This is a genomic window from Rhizobium sp. WSM4643 (genome assembly GCF_025152745.1).
GTDB classification, from domain to species: Bacteria; Pseudomonadota; Alphaproteobacteria; order Rhizobiales; family Rhizobiaceae; genus Rhizobium; species Rhizobium leguminosarum_I.
Genome location: NZ_CP104043.1, coordinates 91325 through 107481, shown reverse-complemented (window position 1 = coordinate 107481; position 16157 = coordinate 91325). Strand labels below are relative to the sequence as shown.

At 61.8% G+C, this 16157-nt stretch carries 21 protein-coding genes; 13 read left to right on the top strand and 8 right to left on the bottom strand.

Annotated features, from left to right (window positions below):
• Positions 1–17 precede the first annotated feature (17 nt).
• The 3 genes from hutU to N1937_RS29985 all read left to right on the top strand — a co-directional run bounded on the left by hutU (position 18) and on the right by N1937_RS29985 (position 3077).
• Positions 18–1691 carry a urocanate hydratase gene (gene hutU / locus N1937_RS29995; protein WP_017968261.1) on the top strand — a complete coding sequence of 558 codons (1674 nt, stop codon included), beginning with the start codon at positions 18–20 and terminating at the stop codon, positions 1689–1691.
• Between the two features lie 5 nt (positions 1692–1696).
• Complete coding sequence (locus N1937_RS29990; protein ID WP_170277626.1) at positions 1697–2272, top strand: HutD/Ves family protein; 576 nt, start codon at positions 1697–1699, stop codon at positions 2270–2272.
• Between the two features lie 175 nt (positions 2273–2447).
• Positions 2448–3077, top strand: coding sequence for a J domain-containing protein (locus tag N1937_RS29985; RefSeq protein ID WP_170277625.1), 630 nt, complete (start codon positions 2448–2450; stop codon positions 3075–3077).
• 20 nt (positions 3078–3097) lie between these two features.
• Here the strand turns inward: N1937_RS29985 and N1937_RS29980 are convergent, their stop codons facing one another.
• Both N1937_RS29980 and N1937_RS29975 read right to left on the bottom strand, forming a co-directional pair.
• A complete protein-coding gene (locus N1937_RS29980) occupies positions 3098–3799 on the bottom strand; it encodes a DUF899 family protein (RefSeq protein WP_170277624.1) in 702 nt (233 codons plus the stop codon).
• Between the two features lie 293 nt (positions 3800–4092).
• Positions 4093–4353 (bottom strand): DUF982 domain-containing protein, encoded by a 261-nt coding sequence (locus N1937_RS29975; protein WP_017968256.1) that lies wholly within the window; start codon positions 4351–4353, stop codon positions 4093–4095.
• A gap of 254 nt (positions 4354–4607) precedes the next feature.
• Here N1937_RS29975 and N1937_RS29970 point away from each other — a divergent pair, with 254 nt between their 5' ends.
• The 3 genes from N1937_RS29970 to N1937_RS29960 are packed head-to-tail and all read left to right on the top strand — an operon-like array spanning position 4608 to position 6031.
• Positions 4608–4952, top strand: a complete 345-nt coding sequence (locus tag N1937_RS29970; protein ID WP_164575646.1) for an ArsR/SmtB family transcription factor — start codon at positions 4608–4610, stop codon at positions 4950–4952.
• The gene (locus N1937_RS29965) at positions 4933–5418 is read left to right on the top strand and encodes an SRPBCC family protein (RefSeq protein ID WP_260060381.1); all 486 of its coding nucleotides are present in this window, start codon (positions 4933–4935) and stop codon (positions 5416–5418) included. Before N1937_RS29970 ends, N1937_RS29965 begins: the two co-directional genes overlap by 20 nt.
• On the top strand, positions 5411–6031 hold the full coding sequence (locus tag N1937_RS29960; RefSeq protein ID WP_170277621.1) for a glutathione S-transferase family protein: 621 nt from the start codon (positions 5411–5413) through the stop codon (positions 6029–6031). Before N1937_RS29965 ends, N1937_RS29960 begins: the two co-directional genes overlap by 8 nt.
• 326 nt (positions 6032–6357) lie before the next feature.
• Here N1937_RS29960 and N1937_RS29955 read toward each other — a convergent pair whose 3' ends face one another.
• On the bottom strand, positions 6358–6540 hold the full coding sequence (locus tag N1937_RS29955) for a hypothetical protein (protein WP_017968252.1): 183 nt from the start codon (positions 6538–6540) through the stop codon (positions 6358–6360).
• Between the two features lie 71 nt (positions 6541–6611).
• On the opposite strand from N1937_RS29955, the gene N1937_RS29950 reads away from it, so the two are divergent.
• Positions 6612–7253: an alpha/beta hydrolase family protein gene (locus N1937_RS29950; protein ID WP_170260548.1), complete on the top strand. Its 642-nt coding sequence runs from the start codon at positions 6612–6614 to the stop codon at positions 7251–7253.
• Positions 7254–7293: 40 nt separating this feature from the next.
• Here the strand turns inward: N1937_RS29950 and N1937_RS29945 are convergent, their stop codons facing one another.
• The 4 genes from N1937_RS29945 to pcaQ form a co-directional block, all read right to left on the bottom strand.
• Positions 7294–7965, bottom strand: a complete 672-nt coding sequence (locus N1937_RS29945; RefSeq protein WP_017968250.1) for an RES family NAD+ phosphorylase — start codon at positions 7963–7965, stop codon at positions 7294–7296.
• A complete protein-coding gene (locus N1937_RS29940) occupies positions 7962–8483 on the bottom strand; it encodes an MbcA/ParS/Xre antitoxin family protein (RefSeq protein WP_170277619.1) in 522 nt (173 codons plus the stop codon). Before N1937_RS29940 ends, N1937_RS29945 begins: the two co-directional genes overlap by 4 nt.
• A gap of 94 nt (positions 8484–8577) precedes the next feature.
• Entirely contained in the window at positions 8578–9267 is a 690-nt protein-coding gene (locus N1937_RS29935) for a methyltransferase family protein (protein WP_170277618.1), read from the bottom strand.
• A gap of 19 nt (positions 9268–9286) precedes the next feature.
• Positions 9287–10204, bottom strand: a complete 918-nt coding sequence (gene pcaQ, locus N1937_RS29930) for a pca operon transcription factor PcaQ (RefSeq protein ID WP_017968247.1) — start codon at positions 10202–10204, stop codon at positions 9287–9289.
• Between the two features lie 453 nt (positions 10205–10657).
• Here pcaQ and pcaD point away from each other — a divergent pair, with 453 nt between their 5' ends.
• The 6 genes from pcaD (at position 10658) to N1937_RS29900 (ending at position 15264) form a co-directional block, all read left to right on the top strand.
• Entirely contained in the window at positions 10658–11467 is an 810-nt protein-coding gene (gene pcaD, locus N1937_RS29925; protein ID WP_017968246.1) for a 3-oxoadipate enol-lactonase, read from the top strand.
• Positions 11464–11868: a 4-carboxymuconolactone decarboxylase gene (gene pcaC / locus N1937_RS29920; RefSeq protein ID WP_017968245.1), complete on the top strand. Its 405-nt coding sequence runs from the start codon at positions 11464–11466 to the stop codon at positions 11866–11868. The genes pcaD and pcaC overlap by 4 nt, the downstream gene beginning before the upstream one ends.
• 9 nt (positions 11869–11877) lie before the next feature.
• Positions 11878–12627, top strand: coding sequence for a protocatechuate 3,4-dioxygenase subunit beta (gene pcaH / locus N1937_RS29915; protein ID WP_017968244.1), 750 nt, complete (start codon positions 11878–11880; stop codon positions 12625–12627).
• A gap of 2 nt (positions 12628–12629) precedes the next feature.
• On the top strand, positions 12630–13241 hold the full coding sequence (gene pcaG, locus N1937_RS29910; RefSeq protein WP_260060380.1) for a protocatechuate 3,4-dioxygenase subunit alpha: 612 nt from the start codon (positions 12630–12632) through the stop codon (positions 13239–13241).
• Between the two features lie 141 nt (positions 13242–13382).
• Positions 13383–14429 carry a 3-carboxy-cis,cis-muconate cycloisomerase gene (locus N1937_RS29905; RefSeq protein WP_017968242.1) on the top strand — a complete coding sequence of 349 codons (1047 nt, stop codon included), beginning with the start codon at positions 13383–13385 and terminating at the stop codon, positions 14427–14429.
• Positions 14430–14496: 67 nt separating this feature from the next.
• Positions 14497–15264: an SDR family oxidoreductase gene (locus N1937_RS29900; protein WP_170256486.1), complete on the top strand. Its 768-nt coding sequence runs from the start codon at positions 14497–14499 to the stop codon at positions 15262–15264.
• A 58-nt stretch (positions 15265–15322) separates the two neighbouring features.
• Here N1937_RS29900 and N1937_RS29895 read toward each other — a convergent pair whose 3' ends face one another.
• Positions 15323–16153, bottom strand: a complete 831-nt coding sequence (locus N1937_RS29895) for a shikimate dehydrogenase family protein (protein ID WP_162115211.1) — start codon at positions 16151–16153, stop codon at positions 15323–15325.
• Between the last annotated feature and the right edge of the window lie 4 nt (positions 16154–16157).

Below are 16157 nucleotides of genomic sequence, written 5' to 3'. Positions count from 1 at the left end.
AGAACAGGGGAACCGCCATGAACAATCCACGCCACAATATCCGCGAAATCCGCGCGCCCCGCGGCAACGATCTCAATGCCAAGAGCTGGATGACCGAAGCGCCGCTGCGCATGCTGATGAACAATCTCGACCCTGACGTTGCCGAAAATCCGAACGAACTCGTCGTTTATGGCGGCATCGGCCGCGCCGCCCGCACCTGGGAGGATTTCGACCGCATTGTCGCGACGCTGAAGACGCTGACGGAAGAAGAAACCTTGATCGTCCAATCCGGCAAGCCGGTGGCCGTCTTCCGCACCCACAAGGATGCGCCGCGCGTGCTGATCGCCAACTCCAACCTCGTGCCGCACTGGGCGACCTGGGATCATTTCAACGAACTGGATAAGAAGGGCCTTGCCATGTACGGCCAGATGACGGCCGGCTCGTGGATCTATATCGGCACGCAGGGCATCGTGCAGGGCACCTACGAGACCTTCGTCGAGGCCGGCCGCCAGCATTACGGCGGCAATCTCAAGGGCAAATGGATCCTGACCGGCGGGCTCGGCGGCATGGGCGGCGCCCAGCCGCTCGCCGCCGTCATGGCCGGCGCCTGCTGCCTCGCCGTCGAATGCAATCCCGATTCGATCGATTTCCGCCTGCGCACCCGCTATGTCGACGCCAAGGCGGAGACGCTCGATGAAGCGCTTGAGATGATCGATCGCTGGACCAAGGCCGGCGAGGCAAAGTCCGTCGGCCTGCTCGGCAATGCCGCCGAAATCCTGCCGGAGATGGTCCGCCGCGGCATCCGCCCCGATATCGTCACCGACCAGACCTCGGCGCACGACCCGATCAACGGCTATCTGCCGAAGGGCTGGACGATGGGTGAGTGGAAAGCAAAGCGCGAAAGCGATCCGAAGGCTGTGGAAAAAGCGGCGCGCGCCTCGATGCGCGAGCATGTCGAAGCGATGATCGCCTTCTGGAATGCCGGCGTGCCGACCCTCGATTACGGCAACAACATCCGCCAGGTCGCCAAGGACGAAGGCCTCGAAAACGCCTTCGCCTTCCCGGGCTTCGTGCCGGCCTATATTCGCCCGCTGTTTTGCCGCGGCGTCGGCCCCTTCCGCTGGGCGGCCCTTTCCGGCGATCCGGAGGATATCTACAAGACCGATGCCAAGGTGAAGGAGCTGCTGCCTGACAACAAGCACCTGCACAACTGGCTCGATATGGCCAGGGAGCGCATTGCCTTCCAGGGCCTGCCGGCGCGCATCTGCTGGGTGGGCTTGGGCGACCGCCACAAGCTCGGCCTCGCCTTCAACGAGATGGTGAGAACTGGCGAACTCTCCGCCCCGATCGTCATCGGTCGCGATCATCTGGACTCCGGCTCCGTCGCCTCGCCGAACCGCGAGACCGAAGCGATGAAGGACGGTTCAGACGCCGTCTCCGACTGGCCGCTGCTCAATGCCCTGCTTAACACGGCATCGGGTGCCACCTGGGTGTCGCTGCATCACGGCGGCGGCGTCGGCATGGGCTTCTCGCAGCACTCCGGCATGGTCATCTGCGCCGATGGCACGGATGATGCCGCAAGACGCCTCGAGCGCGTACTCTGGAACGATCCGGCGACCGGCGTCATGCGCCACGCCGATGCCGGTTACGAGATCGCCATCGACTGCGCCAAGGAAAAGGGCTTGCGCTTGCCCGGCATTCTCGGGAACTGAGCCCCGTGAGGATCCTGCGCGCCGGCGATCACAAACGCATGCCCTGGAAAAACGGCAAGGGAGAGACGGTGGAGATCGCCGTCTTTCCACCCGGCGCTTCGATCAACGACTTCGACTGGCGCATCAGCATGGCGACGGTCGCAGAGGATGGCCCGTTTTCGATCTTTCCCGGCATCGACCGCACGCTGGCGATCCTTAATGGCAAGGGCATGGTGCTCGGTATCGCAGGCAGCACGCCCGTGCTTCTGACAATGGCAAGCGATCCCCTGGCCTTCCCGGCGGATATCCCCGTCGCAGCCAGGCTCCAGGACGGAGCGATCACCGATCTCAACGTGATGACGCGCCGTTACGGGCTTAGCCATACGCTGATCCGTATCGACGTCGATGGCAGCAAGACCGTGCCGCTGCCGCCCTCGACATGCCTGTTGCTTTGCCATCGCGGCGCATTGTCATTCCGGCGCGACGGCGAGACTGGCGCGCTTGCGGCCGGCGATGCGCTGCTGATCGAGGACGCGGCCGCAACCGTGCTGAAAGTCGATGGCGAAGCCAGATGTTATCTCGCTTCGATCACCACAGGCTGAGCTTAGAACAACAGATTGAAAACATTAAATAATCGAGGATTTGGCGACGCATGTGCATAAACCATCGCCATCTCGGGCCATGGACGTCATTCCTCGTTTCGGTCTAAACTTCGCCCTTCTGATGCAGAAGAAGACCTAGACTGCCCGCAACGTGTCGGGGAGCAAGGGAGCAGGCGTGACGGATCCATACGATATTCTCGGCGTTGAACGCGATGCGGACGAGGCGCAGCTGAAGGCCGCCTATCGGCGCCTGGCGAAGGTTGCCCACCCCGATTCGGGTGGTGATTCGGAAGCCTTTGCCCATCTGCAGAAAGCCTATGGGCTGCTTCTCGATCCGGTCCGGCGCAAGGTCTACGACGATACCGGCTACGACGTCGAATTCGCCGATGCGGCCGAATTGCAGGCGCTGGTGATGATCGAGAAGCTCGTCACCGATGCGGTGCTCGACGAGCGCGCACCCGGAAGTTTCGATCCCGTGGCCGTCATGCAGGACAGTCTTTCCGAAGAACTGCGAAAGGCGCGTTTCAGCAAGAGCGAGCTGGAGCGCCACGCCTCGCGCATCGGATTGCATCTGGAACGGCTGGAAAAGCAGTCCGGCCGCGATGTGCTCGCCCACATGTTCCGCGCCCGCATCGAAGCAATCTCCAAGGCGGTCGCGGAAACCGAGGCGAAGATCAAGGCGGCGGAACGCGCCGCCGACATGCTCTCCGGCTATGTCTACGACATCGATCCGCCGCCGCTGCCGGATGATGCGGTTACCAGCATCGAATGGGTCGAAGCCTCAAGAAACCGCTCCACCGGCTGACGGCGTAGACGCGGCTGATCTTAATAAGCCAGCTTCGGATACCAGTCCGGTGCCCGACCTTCGGGCGTCGCATCGAGCACGGTCCAGAGCGGCATCAGGTCGGGCGCGCCGCGCGGATCCTCACCGGGATCGGCCGTCACACCGCCCATCTCCTGGCTCCAGAAATGGCGGATGGTGCCGTCGCGCCGCGTGAATACGTTGAAGGCGGCGTCATCGCTGCCATCCCTGCCGATTGCGTGATAGTCGCGGCTGTAGTCGTCCGTCATGTCGGAATAAAGCGGCAGATGATGCCAGCCGCGCTCCTTCTTGAAGGCCAGCAGCCTTTCGATCGGCGAGCGGGCGACGACCGCAAGGGCGGCGCGCTGCTGGATGTCAGGCACTTCGCCGTCCCAGGCCGACAGCAGCGAGGTGCACATCGGGCACGGGCGCTCGCGTTGCGGGCCGAACATGTAGCTGTAGACGATCAGCGTATCCTTGTCGGCGAAGAGCTCGGCAAAGGAGATCGGCCCGTCGCTGCCTTGGAAGCGGTAGTCTTTCGTCACCTCGCCGCCCGGCGGCAGCGCCCGGCGCTGTCTTGCCACGCGCTCGATGTGCCGGCGCAAATCGATCTCTTCGGCCAGCAGCGCGTCGCGGGCGCTGCGATACGCCTCGCTCTCATTGGGAAACCGGACGCCGTTCTTGGCCGCAAGCACGGCGGCGGGCACCAGATGTTGATTATCCATGATGATATCCTCCTTCTATTGCCGCGCGTCTCAGACGCGCCAAGGACGTGCTGAAGCCACGACCGCGGTGCCAGCACATCATTACAAGGACGATCGGCTGATGCGAAAATCGACAGAGCCGACGGAAAATATTTGCCCCGCGCTTTGGCCGGCTCAGCGCCCGGATCGCCAAAGTCCAGCCGATCAAGATCTCGCGTTCCGAAATGCGGACCATCGAACCAGCTCATGATCAGCATTGCGCCCTTCCGAGAGGACGCCGCCCCGTGAACTCATTTCACCGTCGGCTGCGAAACTCAGTGAACGGTGATCACCGGAATGCCAGCTTCGTCGGCGGCACGGATAAGCGCTGCTCGCGCGTCCTGAGCCGGAATTTCCCCATGAATTGCATTTCGGCACGCTCTAATCGCTATAAGATATTCTTCTCCGTCGTCGATCGGCCAGCCAACGGTCAGCATCTCGGCAGCCTGGAAAAGGGTTGCGACAAGCTTGTATTTTTCCGACCCACTCACAACGAGCATCAGAGGGGCAAACTCTTCGGATGTGCGCCACTTCATGACATTAGGTCTCCCCACAGTAAACATATTAGTAACCGTGCAAGAACCGTTCCACGATCTTCGCTGGCATGCCGAAGCTCGTTTCTGAGGCCGCATAATGGAAAGGAGAACGTTTCTTAATGGCCGCTCTAGCCGCCCCAGCATCGCCAGCGTTAGCATGGGCACCTGTTTGCAGGGAAACGGTTGCGCAAGATGACCTTGACACGCCGCCATAAGCAATATATCTCTTCGGTTATATAGCTACATGGTGATATATGGATAGCAGCCTCGATTCGATTTTCTCCGCACTCTCAGACCCAACAAGGAGAGCAATCCTTGAGCGGCTTGCTAACGGCAAGGCGACCGTGGCCGAACTCGCAGATCCCTTCGAGTTGTCTCAGCCTGCCATCTCAAAGCATCTCAAGGTCCTGGAACAGGCCGGATTGATCCGCTCCGGCCGTGAAGCGACTTCGCGTCCCCGCGAACTTCAGCCGGACGCGTTGAAGAAAATTTCTGATTGGATTGGCGATTACAGACGCTTCTGGGATCAGAGCTTCGATCGTCTCGATGGCTATTTGTCCAAGGTACAAGGATACGAAGATGACAAATCCGAAGACTGATACCGACAATGCTCGCGATCTGGTTTTTGTACGAAGGTTCAATGCCCCATGCGATCTCGTTTTCAGGGCATGGACCGACCCGAAAGCGCTAGCGCAATGGAGCGGTCCTCTCGGTTTCAAGGCGGTGGGCGACCAGCTTGAAGTTTGGCCCGGTGGTAGACACCGCGCCTGTCTGATAGCGCCAGATGGAGAGGAGCACTGGGTTAGCGGAAAATACCTTGAGGTCGAGCCTCCGCACAGGCTTGTCTTCACACATGCCTGGGAAATCGGAACCGGCGAAACGAGCCCGGAAACGGTGGTCACGATTGCGCTAAAGGAAAGCGACGGAGGCACGGAAATGACGTTTCGGCAAAGTGGATTTGAAAGCGCATCGTCACTTGAGGGTCATCAAGGTGGTTGGTCGCAAAGCTTCGAGCGACTTGGCGTTTTTCTGGGGGCTGAATCCGAAAGGCCGGACCATGAATAAGGCGGCGATGAAGCTTTACTATTGCGAGACGCTCAATCCTCGGAAGGCCTGCGCCGCTGCCCGTTTTCTTAAAGCCGACGTGGAGTTCATAAGGATTGACCTGGCAAGCGGAGAACAGCGCACCACTGAATTCCTGGCTCTTAACCCGAACGGGAAAGTCCCTGTGCTGCAGGATGATGGCGGAACCTTGTGGGAAGCGAATGCCATCATGTGCCGGTTGTCTGACAGAGTTGCCTCGGATTTCTGGCCGCATGACCACCGGCAGATCGACGTCCTCCGGTGGCTGAGCTGGGACGCCAGTCATTTCACCCGGCACGGGGCAACACTGTGGTTTGAAACCTTGATCAAGCCGTTGTTCGGCGGAGAGCCTGACGTCGCCGTGATCGAAGATGCGAAGACGAGCTTCCGACTCCATGCTCGCGTGCTCGACGACCATTTGGCCGAGAACAGCGTCGCGGTCGGAAAGACACTGACTGTCGCAGATTTCGCGTTGGCCGCTGCACTTCCTTATGCGACTTCTGCTGAGATTCCACTTTCCGAGTTCAGGCATATACAGGCGTGGTACGAACGGCTTGAACAACTAGATGCGTGGCAAAACCCTTTCCCGGCGTAAAAAGTGCGGCCGTCTCCGCTTGGCTGGCGCGGCTGCTTTGCCGGTATTTTCTAACTAATCCGCTTCACGGGGCCTCGCTTCTCCGCCGCTGGAATCCCTTCGCCCGTCAAACGACAAGACGAAAGCGGCGGTATGCGCAAGGGCTGCAAAGCAAAAAGGGCGCTCGACCCTTGCGGGGAGCGCCCTTATCCTGTCGGACAACGAACAATTCGACGACGTCGATACCGCGCGCGTCCATTTTTCAGGCAGGACGGGTATATGGACCCTTCCCGCCGGGGTTTCAAGAGGCTGTTCAGCGGTTCTACACGATAATCGACCGTAGTCGATCAGGAGGCGACCCCGGTGATCGGATTGACCACAGGTCGTTCGCTTTTGTCCCTGACCCCAGCCGGCTGCACCGCCGGCGGCGCCATCGATTCTGCGTCGGCGGGCTCCGGCTTTTCAGGAACGACGCCGACATCCTTGGGTCGCCGCTGCTCGGGCTTTACGTTTTGATCATTCGTCGACATTGTCAGTCTCCTTTTCAGGAAGAAGTCATGGCCGTCGACATGGTTCCGGCGATGGGATGGAGGATTTACCGATGCTTGACAGGTTTCTGCTGCAGGGCCCTCAGGATGCGCACTTCACCATCCTTCTTGCGCATGGCGCCGGCGCGCCGATGGATTCGGCATCGATGACAGCAGCCGCAAATGCGCTCGCCGGCGTCGGCTTCCGTGTGGCCCGTTTCGAATTCGCCTATATGGCTGCCCGCCGCACCTCGGAAGGCCGCAAGCCGCCGCCACGGGCCGAAACGCTCAATCCCGAATACGAGGCGGCCATTGCCGAGCTCGGCGCCAGCGGTCCTCTAATCATCGGCGGCAAGTCGATGGGCGGCCGGGTCGCCAGCATGATCGCCGACGGTCTTCATCGTCGGGGTAAGATCGCCGGCCTGCTCTGCCTCGGCTATCCCTTCCATCCGCCCGGCCAGCCGGAGAAGCTGCGCACCGGCCATCTCACAGGGCTGGCGACGCCCGCCCTGATCTGCCAGGGAACGCGGGACGAATTCGGCACGCGGGACGAGGTGCCAGGCTACGATCTGTCCGACAGGATCGAGATCCTCTGGCTCGAGGATGGCGACCACGACCTCAAGCCGCGCAAGACGATCTCCGGTTTCTCCAGTGCCGATCACCTCGCTACGATGGCGACGGCGGTGAAGACATGGGCCGAACGACTGCCGGTTTGAGCATCACCCTTTTCCCGGTGCCGGCCCGCGGCTGCCGCCATCAGGCTGCAAGCTTCCTGACATCGATGCGTCGGTCGGTGGCCGAAACGGTGATTTCGAAGTGGTCGGCCTGCACCACGCCCTGAATATTGCGCGGCCGGTGGGCGACGATGGCCACTCCGCCTTTAAGCCGGACACTGTCATAGAGGATACCGGCGCCGCCGCTCGAGCGGACCTCTTCCCCCAGCACCTGCGACGCCGCATAGCTGGTGGCGTCATAAACATCGGGCCGCAGACTCTCTTCACCGCGAATGTCGAGGTAATCACCAATCAGATTGGCCGCATAGCTTCGATAGGTGCGCGCCATCGTCGCCACGCTGCGCGCGTAAGCTTCGCGCCTGAGATGATGGCCAACCTCCGCGGCGGCGGTTCTGAGATCGTCGGCGGCATACCAGGCGCCGAGATCCGGGCCGTTGAAGCGCATTCCTCCCGGCGCGACATGCAGGAATGCCGCCATCACAATACTGGCATTGGCAATGCCATAAACCCATTGGTCCTCGGGAAGCCGTTGGATGCGGTCGGCGACCAGACGGTCGTTGGTCCAGCCGACGAGCTCCATCACGGCTTCGAGATCGGCCGCCCGCGTCACCGTCTCAAAAAGCCCGATGGGCGGAAACTGCGAAGGGATCAAGCGGTACGATGGACGTGGCGCCTGGGCAAACCGATCCCTCACCGGAAGACGATGTCCGCGTCTTCGTAGGGCGTGAACGCTTCGTCGAGCGCATTCGGCTGCATATAGAGACCGCCTCGCGCGCCATCGAGAAAGCGGCGGACAGTCATCAACCCGTCCTGGGTTCCGTTCGTCGCGACATCAAGCGGCGGACGCCCGCTGAAAACGAGCGCCTGATGCGGTGTGCGCAGCCAGGCGACGCCAGCGCGTTCATCGGAAAACAGCACGCCGAGCGCCTGATGGATGCCGAGCACGGCCGAGATGCGGGTTAGCGTATCGACATCGAGCGTGAAGGCACCGTGCTCGCGCGCCTGTTTGGCCCAATTGTGGTAGGTCGACCTAGAGGGATAACCGAGCACAAGCAGACGCTGCTCTTCCGTCAGTCCCCAGAGATCGGCGATCGCCAGGAAGGTTCGGAGTGCCGGGGCGCTGAGCCTCCTGCGGTTTGCCGGAGCAAATCGCTCTACTTCCAGCCGCTGTGGCCCTTGGCCTTCTCGGCGCTCCCGTCGTGCATGCTGCATAGAGATCTCCTGTCTTGAACTAGACATAGTCCAAATATGGACATTTATCAATCAAATTTGAAGAGGTGGGTCCAGCGGACTGCCGGCTTTGGCGTCACCATAGTCCAGGCAGCAGCCGGTAGCGGACCTTGCGGCGGTATTCGGCGTAACCCGGCAGGTCTCTTGTCAGATGTTTCTCCTCATCCAGCAGCCGCGCAGCAAGTCCGCCAAAGGCAGGAGGGATGGCAAGCAGGCCCCAATAGGAGCCCAGCGATACAGGCATGCCTGAGAAGAGCACCAGCGCCGCCGCATACATCGGATGGCGCACGATGCTGTAGAGCCCGCTGGAAATGACCCGTTGGTCCCTCTGGATCTCGACTGTCGCCGAGGCGAAGCTGTTCTGACGCAGGACGAGGAAGCAGCCGTAAAAACCGGCCGCGACCAGGAGATTACCGAATATCACCATCGGCACCGGAACGGCCGACCAGCCGAACCGATGATCGAGGGCCGAGCCGATGAAGAGCGCAATCAGCGCGACACTGTTGAAAAGCTGAATACGCTTTTGCGCCGGTAGCCGCTCCGCGCCCGGCCCGACATGCAGCCGCTGTTCCAGCAAAGCGCGGTCATACTTCAGGAAATAGGCCGTCGTCGCGATGATCCAGCCGCAAAAATTGAGAAGGAACAGCCAGCCCTGCCAATAAGTCAGCGAGCCCGCCGCAACGAAGATCATCACCGCCAGAACCACGACGAATTTCACCGACGCTTCCGTCGCCCGCCTGCCCAGATCCTTGTTCTGACTCTCCATCGGTCCGACCTCCGTTACCTCAGGAAACCTCGCCTGCCGCCTCGCGGATCGTCTGCATCAGGATCGATTGCGGCAGAGACTGAACAGCATCGGCGCGCATCGTCAACCCGACCGGCCCCCTAGTCTCGCCGGTATCGACCGGCAGAAGCGCCAGCCGCCCGTCGGCGACATCGGCGGCCACCACGCCGTTGGAAATGATCCAGATCGCATCGCTCGCCCGCAGGAAAGCGCGGCCGAAGGAATCCGACACCGTCTCGATCTGGTTCGGCAGGCTGGAGACGCCGTTGGCGATGAGGAAATTTTCAACTACGGGCCGGATGATCGAACCCCGCGTCGGCATCAGCACCGTATAGTTGCCGAAGCCGGCAAAGAGCGATTGCCTGCCGTCGAGCAGCGGATGGCCGGCGCGCACGGCAAACACCACCTGTTCGGAATAAAGATGCTCAAAGGAAAAACCCGCCATCTTCTCGGCGCCTGCTAAGCGCCCGACGACGATATCGAGATCGCCGACGCGAAGCTGCTCCAGGAGCACTGCGTTCTCGCCGGTAACGATCTTCACCCGGCTCCAGGTCTTCTCCTTGAGGAAGAGTTCCATCGCCCGCGGCATGATGCGCGATGAAACCGTCGGCAGCGCACCGATCCGGATCGGCGGCGCATCGGAAAACTGCTCCTGCGAGACGGAATCGAGACCCTGTCGCAGCGCCGTCAGCGCAGCGCCAGCGTGCCGCAGGAAGACCTCGCCGTAGCGGGTGATCTTGATGCCGCGGCCGTCGCGCTCGAAAACATCGACGCCCAGCGCCTGTTCCAGTTCGCGGATCGTCTTGGTGACCGCCGGCTGGCTGACATGGAGCAATTCGGCGGCCTTCATGACGCTCTTCTGCCGCGCCACCTCGACAAAGGTTTGCAGATGGCGGAACTTGACCCGGCTGTCGATCATTGCTCGCATAACTCCAGGGTTATCTAAACTCCAATAAATATCATTTTACTTAACCGGATCAACCAGTCAATTTCCCGCCGGAACGCCACCTGTCCCGTTGGATGGGTGGCGAGAACTCTAAATTTTTAAGCGCGCATCATTCTTTGTGAAATCCTCTATGATCCAGGGAGGCTTAGTGAAGCACCGGATGCGGTGTGCCTCGATAGGCCGGGGCAAGTTTGGCAAGAGGGCTAACCCCACTCTCCGTCATCCTCGGGCTTGACCCGAGGATCCATGCCCGCTGCTGCTGGTGGATGCGTTGTGGATGCTCGGGTCAAGCCCGAGTATGACGGAGGGTGAGGCGGGCGGGAGGAGCCGTTCATGGCGCAGACGCCTGAGTCAGGAATGCCTTCCGTCAGTTAAACCAAATGCCGGTCCTCCGGCTCAACCGATTTGATGAGGGAGGAGAGTGACGTGCAGTTCGCCCGCATAAACGACGTGACGATCCATTATCAGGTCATTGGCGCCCCTGCCGACAGGCCGGTGATCGTCTTTACCAATTCGCTGGGAACGGATTTCCGCATCTGGCGCGACGTCGTGGTACGGCTTGCCGGCGAATTCGCCATCGTGCTTTACGACAAGCGCGGCCACGGCCTTTCCGATGTCGGCCAACTTCCCTCATCGATCGAGGACCATGCGACGGATCTCGCCGGCCTTCTCGATCTACTGTCGGTCAAGGATGCCGTCATCTGCGGTCTCTCGGTCGGCGGCCTCATCGCCCAATCGCTCTATCACCGCCGGCCGGACCTGATCCGCGCGCTGATCCTCTGCGACACCGCCCACAAGATCGGCACGGCGGAGAGCTGGAACGCCCGCATCGCCGCCGTCGAAAAAAACGGCATCGGCAGCATTGTCGACGCGATCATGGAACGCTGGTTCACACCCGCCTTCCGGCGGCCCGAAAACAATGCCTATGCCGGCTATTGCAACATGCTGACGCGCCAGCCCGTCGAGGGCTATCTCGCCGCCTGCGCCGCGATCCGCGATGCCGATTTCACCGAAATCGCAAAGACGATCACTGTCCCAACGATCTGCATCGTCGGCGACCAGGACGGCTCGACGCCGCCCGATCTCGTGCTTTCGACCGCGAAGCTGATATCAGGCGCCCGTTACGAGGTCATCCCTGATTGCGCGCACATTCCCTGCGTCGAGCAGCCGGAGGCGCTGACGGCGATCATCCGCGCCTTCCTCACATCCATTCCGTCCGGAGAAGTCAGCCCATGAATGAGACCGCGTCCTCCTCCGAGCGCTATCGCCAGGGCATGGCGACCCGCCGCGCCGTGCTCGGCGACGCCCATGTCGACCGCGCCGCCACCGCGTCGACGGAGTTCGACCGCCCTTTCCAGGAGTTGATCACCGAAGCCGCCTGGGGCCATGTCTGGTCGCGCCCGGCGCTGACGAAGCGCGAGCGCTCCATCGTCACGATCGCTCTGCTTGCCGCCCTCGGCCAGGACGACGAGGTCGCCATGCATGTGCGCGCCACCGCCAATACGGGCGCAACCCGCGAGGATATTTGCGAGGCGCTGCTGCATGTGGCGATCTATGCCGGCGTTCCCGCCGCCAATCACGCGATCAAGATCGCAAAGCAGGCTTTTGAACAGATGGACGCCGAAAAGGCGGCCTGAGGGAGGAACATGTCCGAACGACAGAACCGCAAGCCCGAGACCGGCGCCTTTTTCGCCCGCGACCGCGCCTGGCATGCCCCGGCGCTGACCCCCGGCTACAAGACTTCCGTGCTGCGCGCGCCGCAGCGGGCGCTGCTTTCGCTCGACGGCACGATTTCCGAGATCACCGGTCCGGTCTTTGGCCATTCGATGATCGGAGACCTCGATAACGACCTGATCCTGAACTACGCGCAGCCCGGCGAAAGCGCCATCGGCGAACGCATCATCGTCCATGGCCGCGTGCTCGACGAGCGCGCCAGGCCGGTTGCAGGCGCCTTGGTGGAGTTCTGGCAGGCCAATGCCGGCGGCCGCTATCGCCACAAGAAGGAAACCTATCTGGCGGCGATCGACCCGAATTTCGGCGGCTGCGGCCGCGCCATCACCGACGAGGACGGCCGTTATCACTTCCGCACCGTCCGCCCCGGCGCCTATCCCTGGCCGAACGGCATCAACGATTGGCGCCCCGCCCATATCCATTTCTCGATCTTCGGCCATGGCTTTGCCCAGCGCCTGATCACCCAGATGTATTTCGAAGGCGACCCGATGATCTGGAAATGTCCGATCGTCGGCACGATCCCCGATAAGGCGGCGATCGAGCAGCTGATCGCGCCGCTCGACTGGGGCAACACCATTCCGATGGATTCACGCGCCTACAAATTCGATATCGTGCTGCGCGGCCGCCGCTCGACGATGTTCGAAAACAAATTGGAGGGCAACTGACCATGCAGCAGCTCGGCTATCTCAAGGAAACTCCGTCGCAGACGGCAGGCCCCTATGTGCATATCGGCCTGACGCCGAATTTCTGCGACATCTCGGGCGTCTACGACACCGATCTCGGCATCGGGATGGTCAACGACAAGACGCTCGGCGAGCGTATCACCGTCACGGGCCGGATCTTCGACGGCGCCGGCGCATTGGTGCGCGATGCGGTCGTCGAGATCTGGCAGGCCGACAGCGCCGGCCTCTACAACAGCCCGTCTGAAATGCGCGGCGCCGCCGATCCCAATTTCACCGGCTGGGGCCGCTGCCCGACCCGTGCTGAAGACGGCGTCTATAGCTTCGAGACGGTCAAGCCCGGCCGCGTTCCCTTCAGGGACGGCCGCAGACAAGCCCCGCACATCACCTTCTGGATCGTCGCCCGCGGCATCAATATCGGCCTACACACGCGCATGTATTTTCCGGAGGAGACGGAGGCCAATGCCGCCGACCCACTGCTTTCCCGCATCGAACATCGCGAGCGCGTCGCAACGATGATCGCCACCCGCGACGGCGCGACCTGTCATTTCGACATCTACCTGCAGGGCCCGAAGGAAACGGTGTTTCTCGATATCTGAGGGCATGGTGGCGGCTTGTTTGCCGGCCACTGTGCAAGTAGCCTCCATAAATCGCGGACGCCGCCTCGAGTCCCTTCTCCCCAGTGGGGAGAAGGTGGCGGCAGCCGGATGAGGGGGCCGCCACCACAAACCGAGACGATCATGACCGCATCGCCCTTCGACCACCCCTTCCTTTCCAGCCTGCTCGGCGACGATGAAATCGCGCCCTATGTCTCCGCCGAGGCGGATATACGGGCCATGCTCTCCTTCGAGGCCGCGCTCGCCAAGGCTGAAGCCGCTCACGGCCTCATTCCTGCCGAAGCCGCAAGGCGCATCGCTGACACCTGCGCCGCCTTCTCGCCGGATATGTCCAGTCTTCGATCGGCAACGGCAAGGGACGGTGTCGTTGTTCCCGATCTCGTGAAGCAGTTGCGCGCCGATGTCGGCGAGGAAGCGGCAAAAAGCCTGCATCTCGGCGCCACCAGCCAGGATGTCATCGATACCAGCCTGATGATCCGCCTGAAGACCGTCGTCTTCCTGTTTGCCGGTCGGCTTTCCACCATTGCCGCACGGCTCGATGCGCTGGACCGCCAGTTCGGCCGGAACCGGCTGATGGGTCACACACGTATGCAGGCGGCGATCCCGATTACCGTTGCTGATCGCCTCAACGCGTGGCGCGCACCGTTGACGACCTATCGCGATCGCCTGACCGAGCAGAGTTTTCCCGTCCAGTTCGGTGGTGCGGCCGGCACCCTGGACAAGATCGGATCGCAGGCCGCCGCCATCCGCGCTTCGCTCGCCCAGGAACTCGGCCTCACCGATGCACCGCAATGGCAGAGCGGGCGTCTGCCGATCGCCGATATTGCCGGCCTGTTCGCGTCGATATCGGGCAGTCTCGGCAAGATGGGGCAGGATATCGCGCTGCTTGCCCAGGCCGGCGATGAGATCGAAATTTCAGGCGGCGGCACCTCGTCGGCCATGGCACACAAGCAGAACCCCGTCTCCGCCGAAGTCCTCGTCTCGCTCGCCCGCTTCAACGCCACTGTTCTATCGGGCATCCACCAGTCGCTTATCCACGAACAGGAACGCTCGGGCGCCGCCTGGACGCTCGAATGGCTGCTGCTGCCGCAAATGACGATGGCAACTGCCGCCAGCCTGGGACTGGCGAAGGAGCTGACGGGGAATATCAAGAGGCTTGGAGTGACCTGATTCAGCGCCTTTGCATGTAATGCCGGAAACCGGCTATGCAGAGCGCAATGAAATCAGGAGCAGCCTCGTGACCTTTCCCCTCTTCGACCTCTCCGGCCGTCGTGCCCTCGTCACCGGCTCCAGTCAGGGCATCGGCCGCGCATTGGCGGTCGGGCTTGCCGAGCATGGCGCTTCGATCATCATCAACGGCCGCAACGCGCAGAAGGCGGAGGCCGCCGCCGAGGATATCCGTCGCAGCCATCGCCATGCCGTCAGCGCCGCCTTCGACGTCACCGATGCGGAGGCCAGCCGCACCGCCATCGCCTATATCGAGGCGGAGATCGGCCCGATCGACATCCTCGTCAACAATGCCGGCATGCAGTTTCGCACACCGTTGGAGAACTTCCCGGTCGACAAGTGGGACGAGATCTTCAAGACCAATGTCTCCAGCCTGTTCTATGTCAGCCAGCCGGTCGCCCAGGCGATGATATCGCGCGGCTGCGGCAAGATCATCAACATCGCCTCCGTCCAGGCCGAACTCGCCCGTCCCGGTATCGCGCCCTATACCGCGACCAAAGGCGCGGTGAAGAACCTCACGCGCGGCATGGCCACCGACTGGGCGAAATACGGCCTGCAGGTCAATGCGATCGCGCCCGGCTATTTCCGCACGCCGCTCAACCAGGCGCTTGTCGACGATCCGAAGTTTTCTGGCTGGCTGGAAACCCGCACGCCGGCGGGCCGCTGGGGCGAGGTCAAGGAGCTCGTCGGCGCCGCCGTCTTCCTCGCCTCGGATGCCTCTTCCTTCGTCAACGGCCACATGCTGACGGTCGATGGCGGCATCACCGCCTCGCTCTAGAACAGGATGTCGTCCGAAAAACCGCTCACACTTTTCGGCATCATGCTCTGAATTCGCATCATCCGAGTTTGGCGATGGCACGGAGATTGTCGGCCGTCGTCGTCGGGAATTCGAAGAATTCGAGATAGGCGGGGATCTGTTCGAACAACATGTCCGTCCCCACCTGAAATGCGCAGCCGCGCGCCCGCACGGCCTCAAGAAAAGGGGTTATCTCCTTCGTCAACACGACTTCGCCGACGAAGGTCGATGGCGAGATGCGGTCGATATCGATCGGCAGCGGGTCACCTCGCCGCATGCCGAGAGGCGTCGCATTGACGACAATGTCGAAACCTTCAGGATCGGCGGAGCCGACCGTCACTTCAAGATGCGGATAATATTTCTTCAGCCTGTCCAGCAGCGCGGTCGCGGTCGTCTGGTTGGCATCGAAGATGGCGAGGTGGTCCACACCCGCCTGTGCCAATGACGCGGCGATCGCCGAGCCGACGCCGCCGGCGCCCGCAATGAGCGCATGGGCTCCTTCAACCTTTTTACCCTTGCGCAACACGCCGCGAACGAAGCCCTCGCCATCGAACATGTCACCGATCAGCCTGCCGTCCGAACCGAGACGCACTGCATTGCACGAGCCGGCGACTTTTGCGTTGGTCGATGTTTCGTCGAGCAGTGCCATTGTCGAAACCTTGTGCGGCATCGTGATCAGAGCACCGTGGATGTTGGACAACCGGAACAGAAGCTTCAGAAATGCCGGATAATCCTCCGGTCTGCAGCCCATCGGCACGACGACGGCATCAATTCCGTTCTTCTGAAAGTAAGGATTGTAGATCAGCGGGGCCTTGAAGGACTCCGTGGGATAGCCGAGGTGAGCGATGAGTTTGGTCGTCCCGGTGATCATGTGG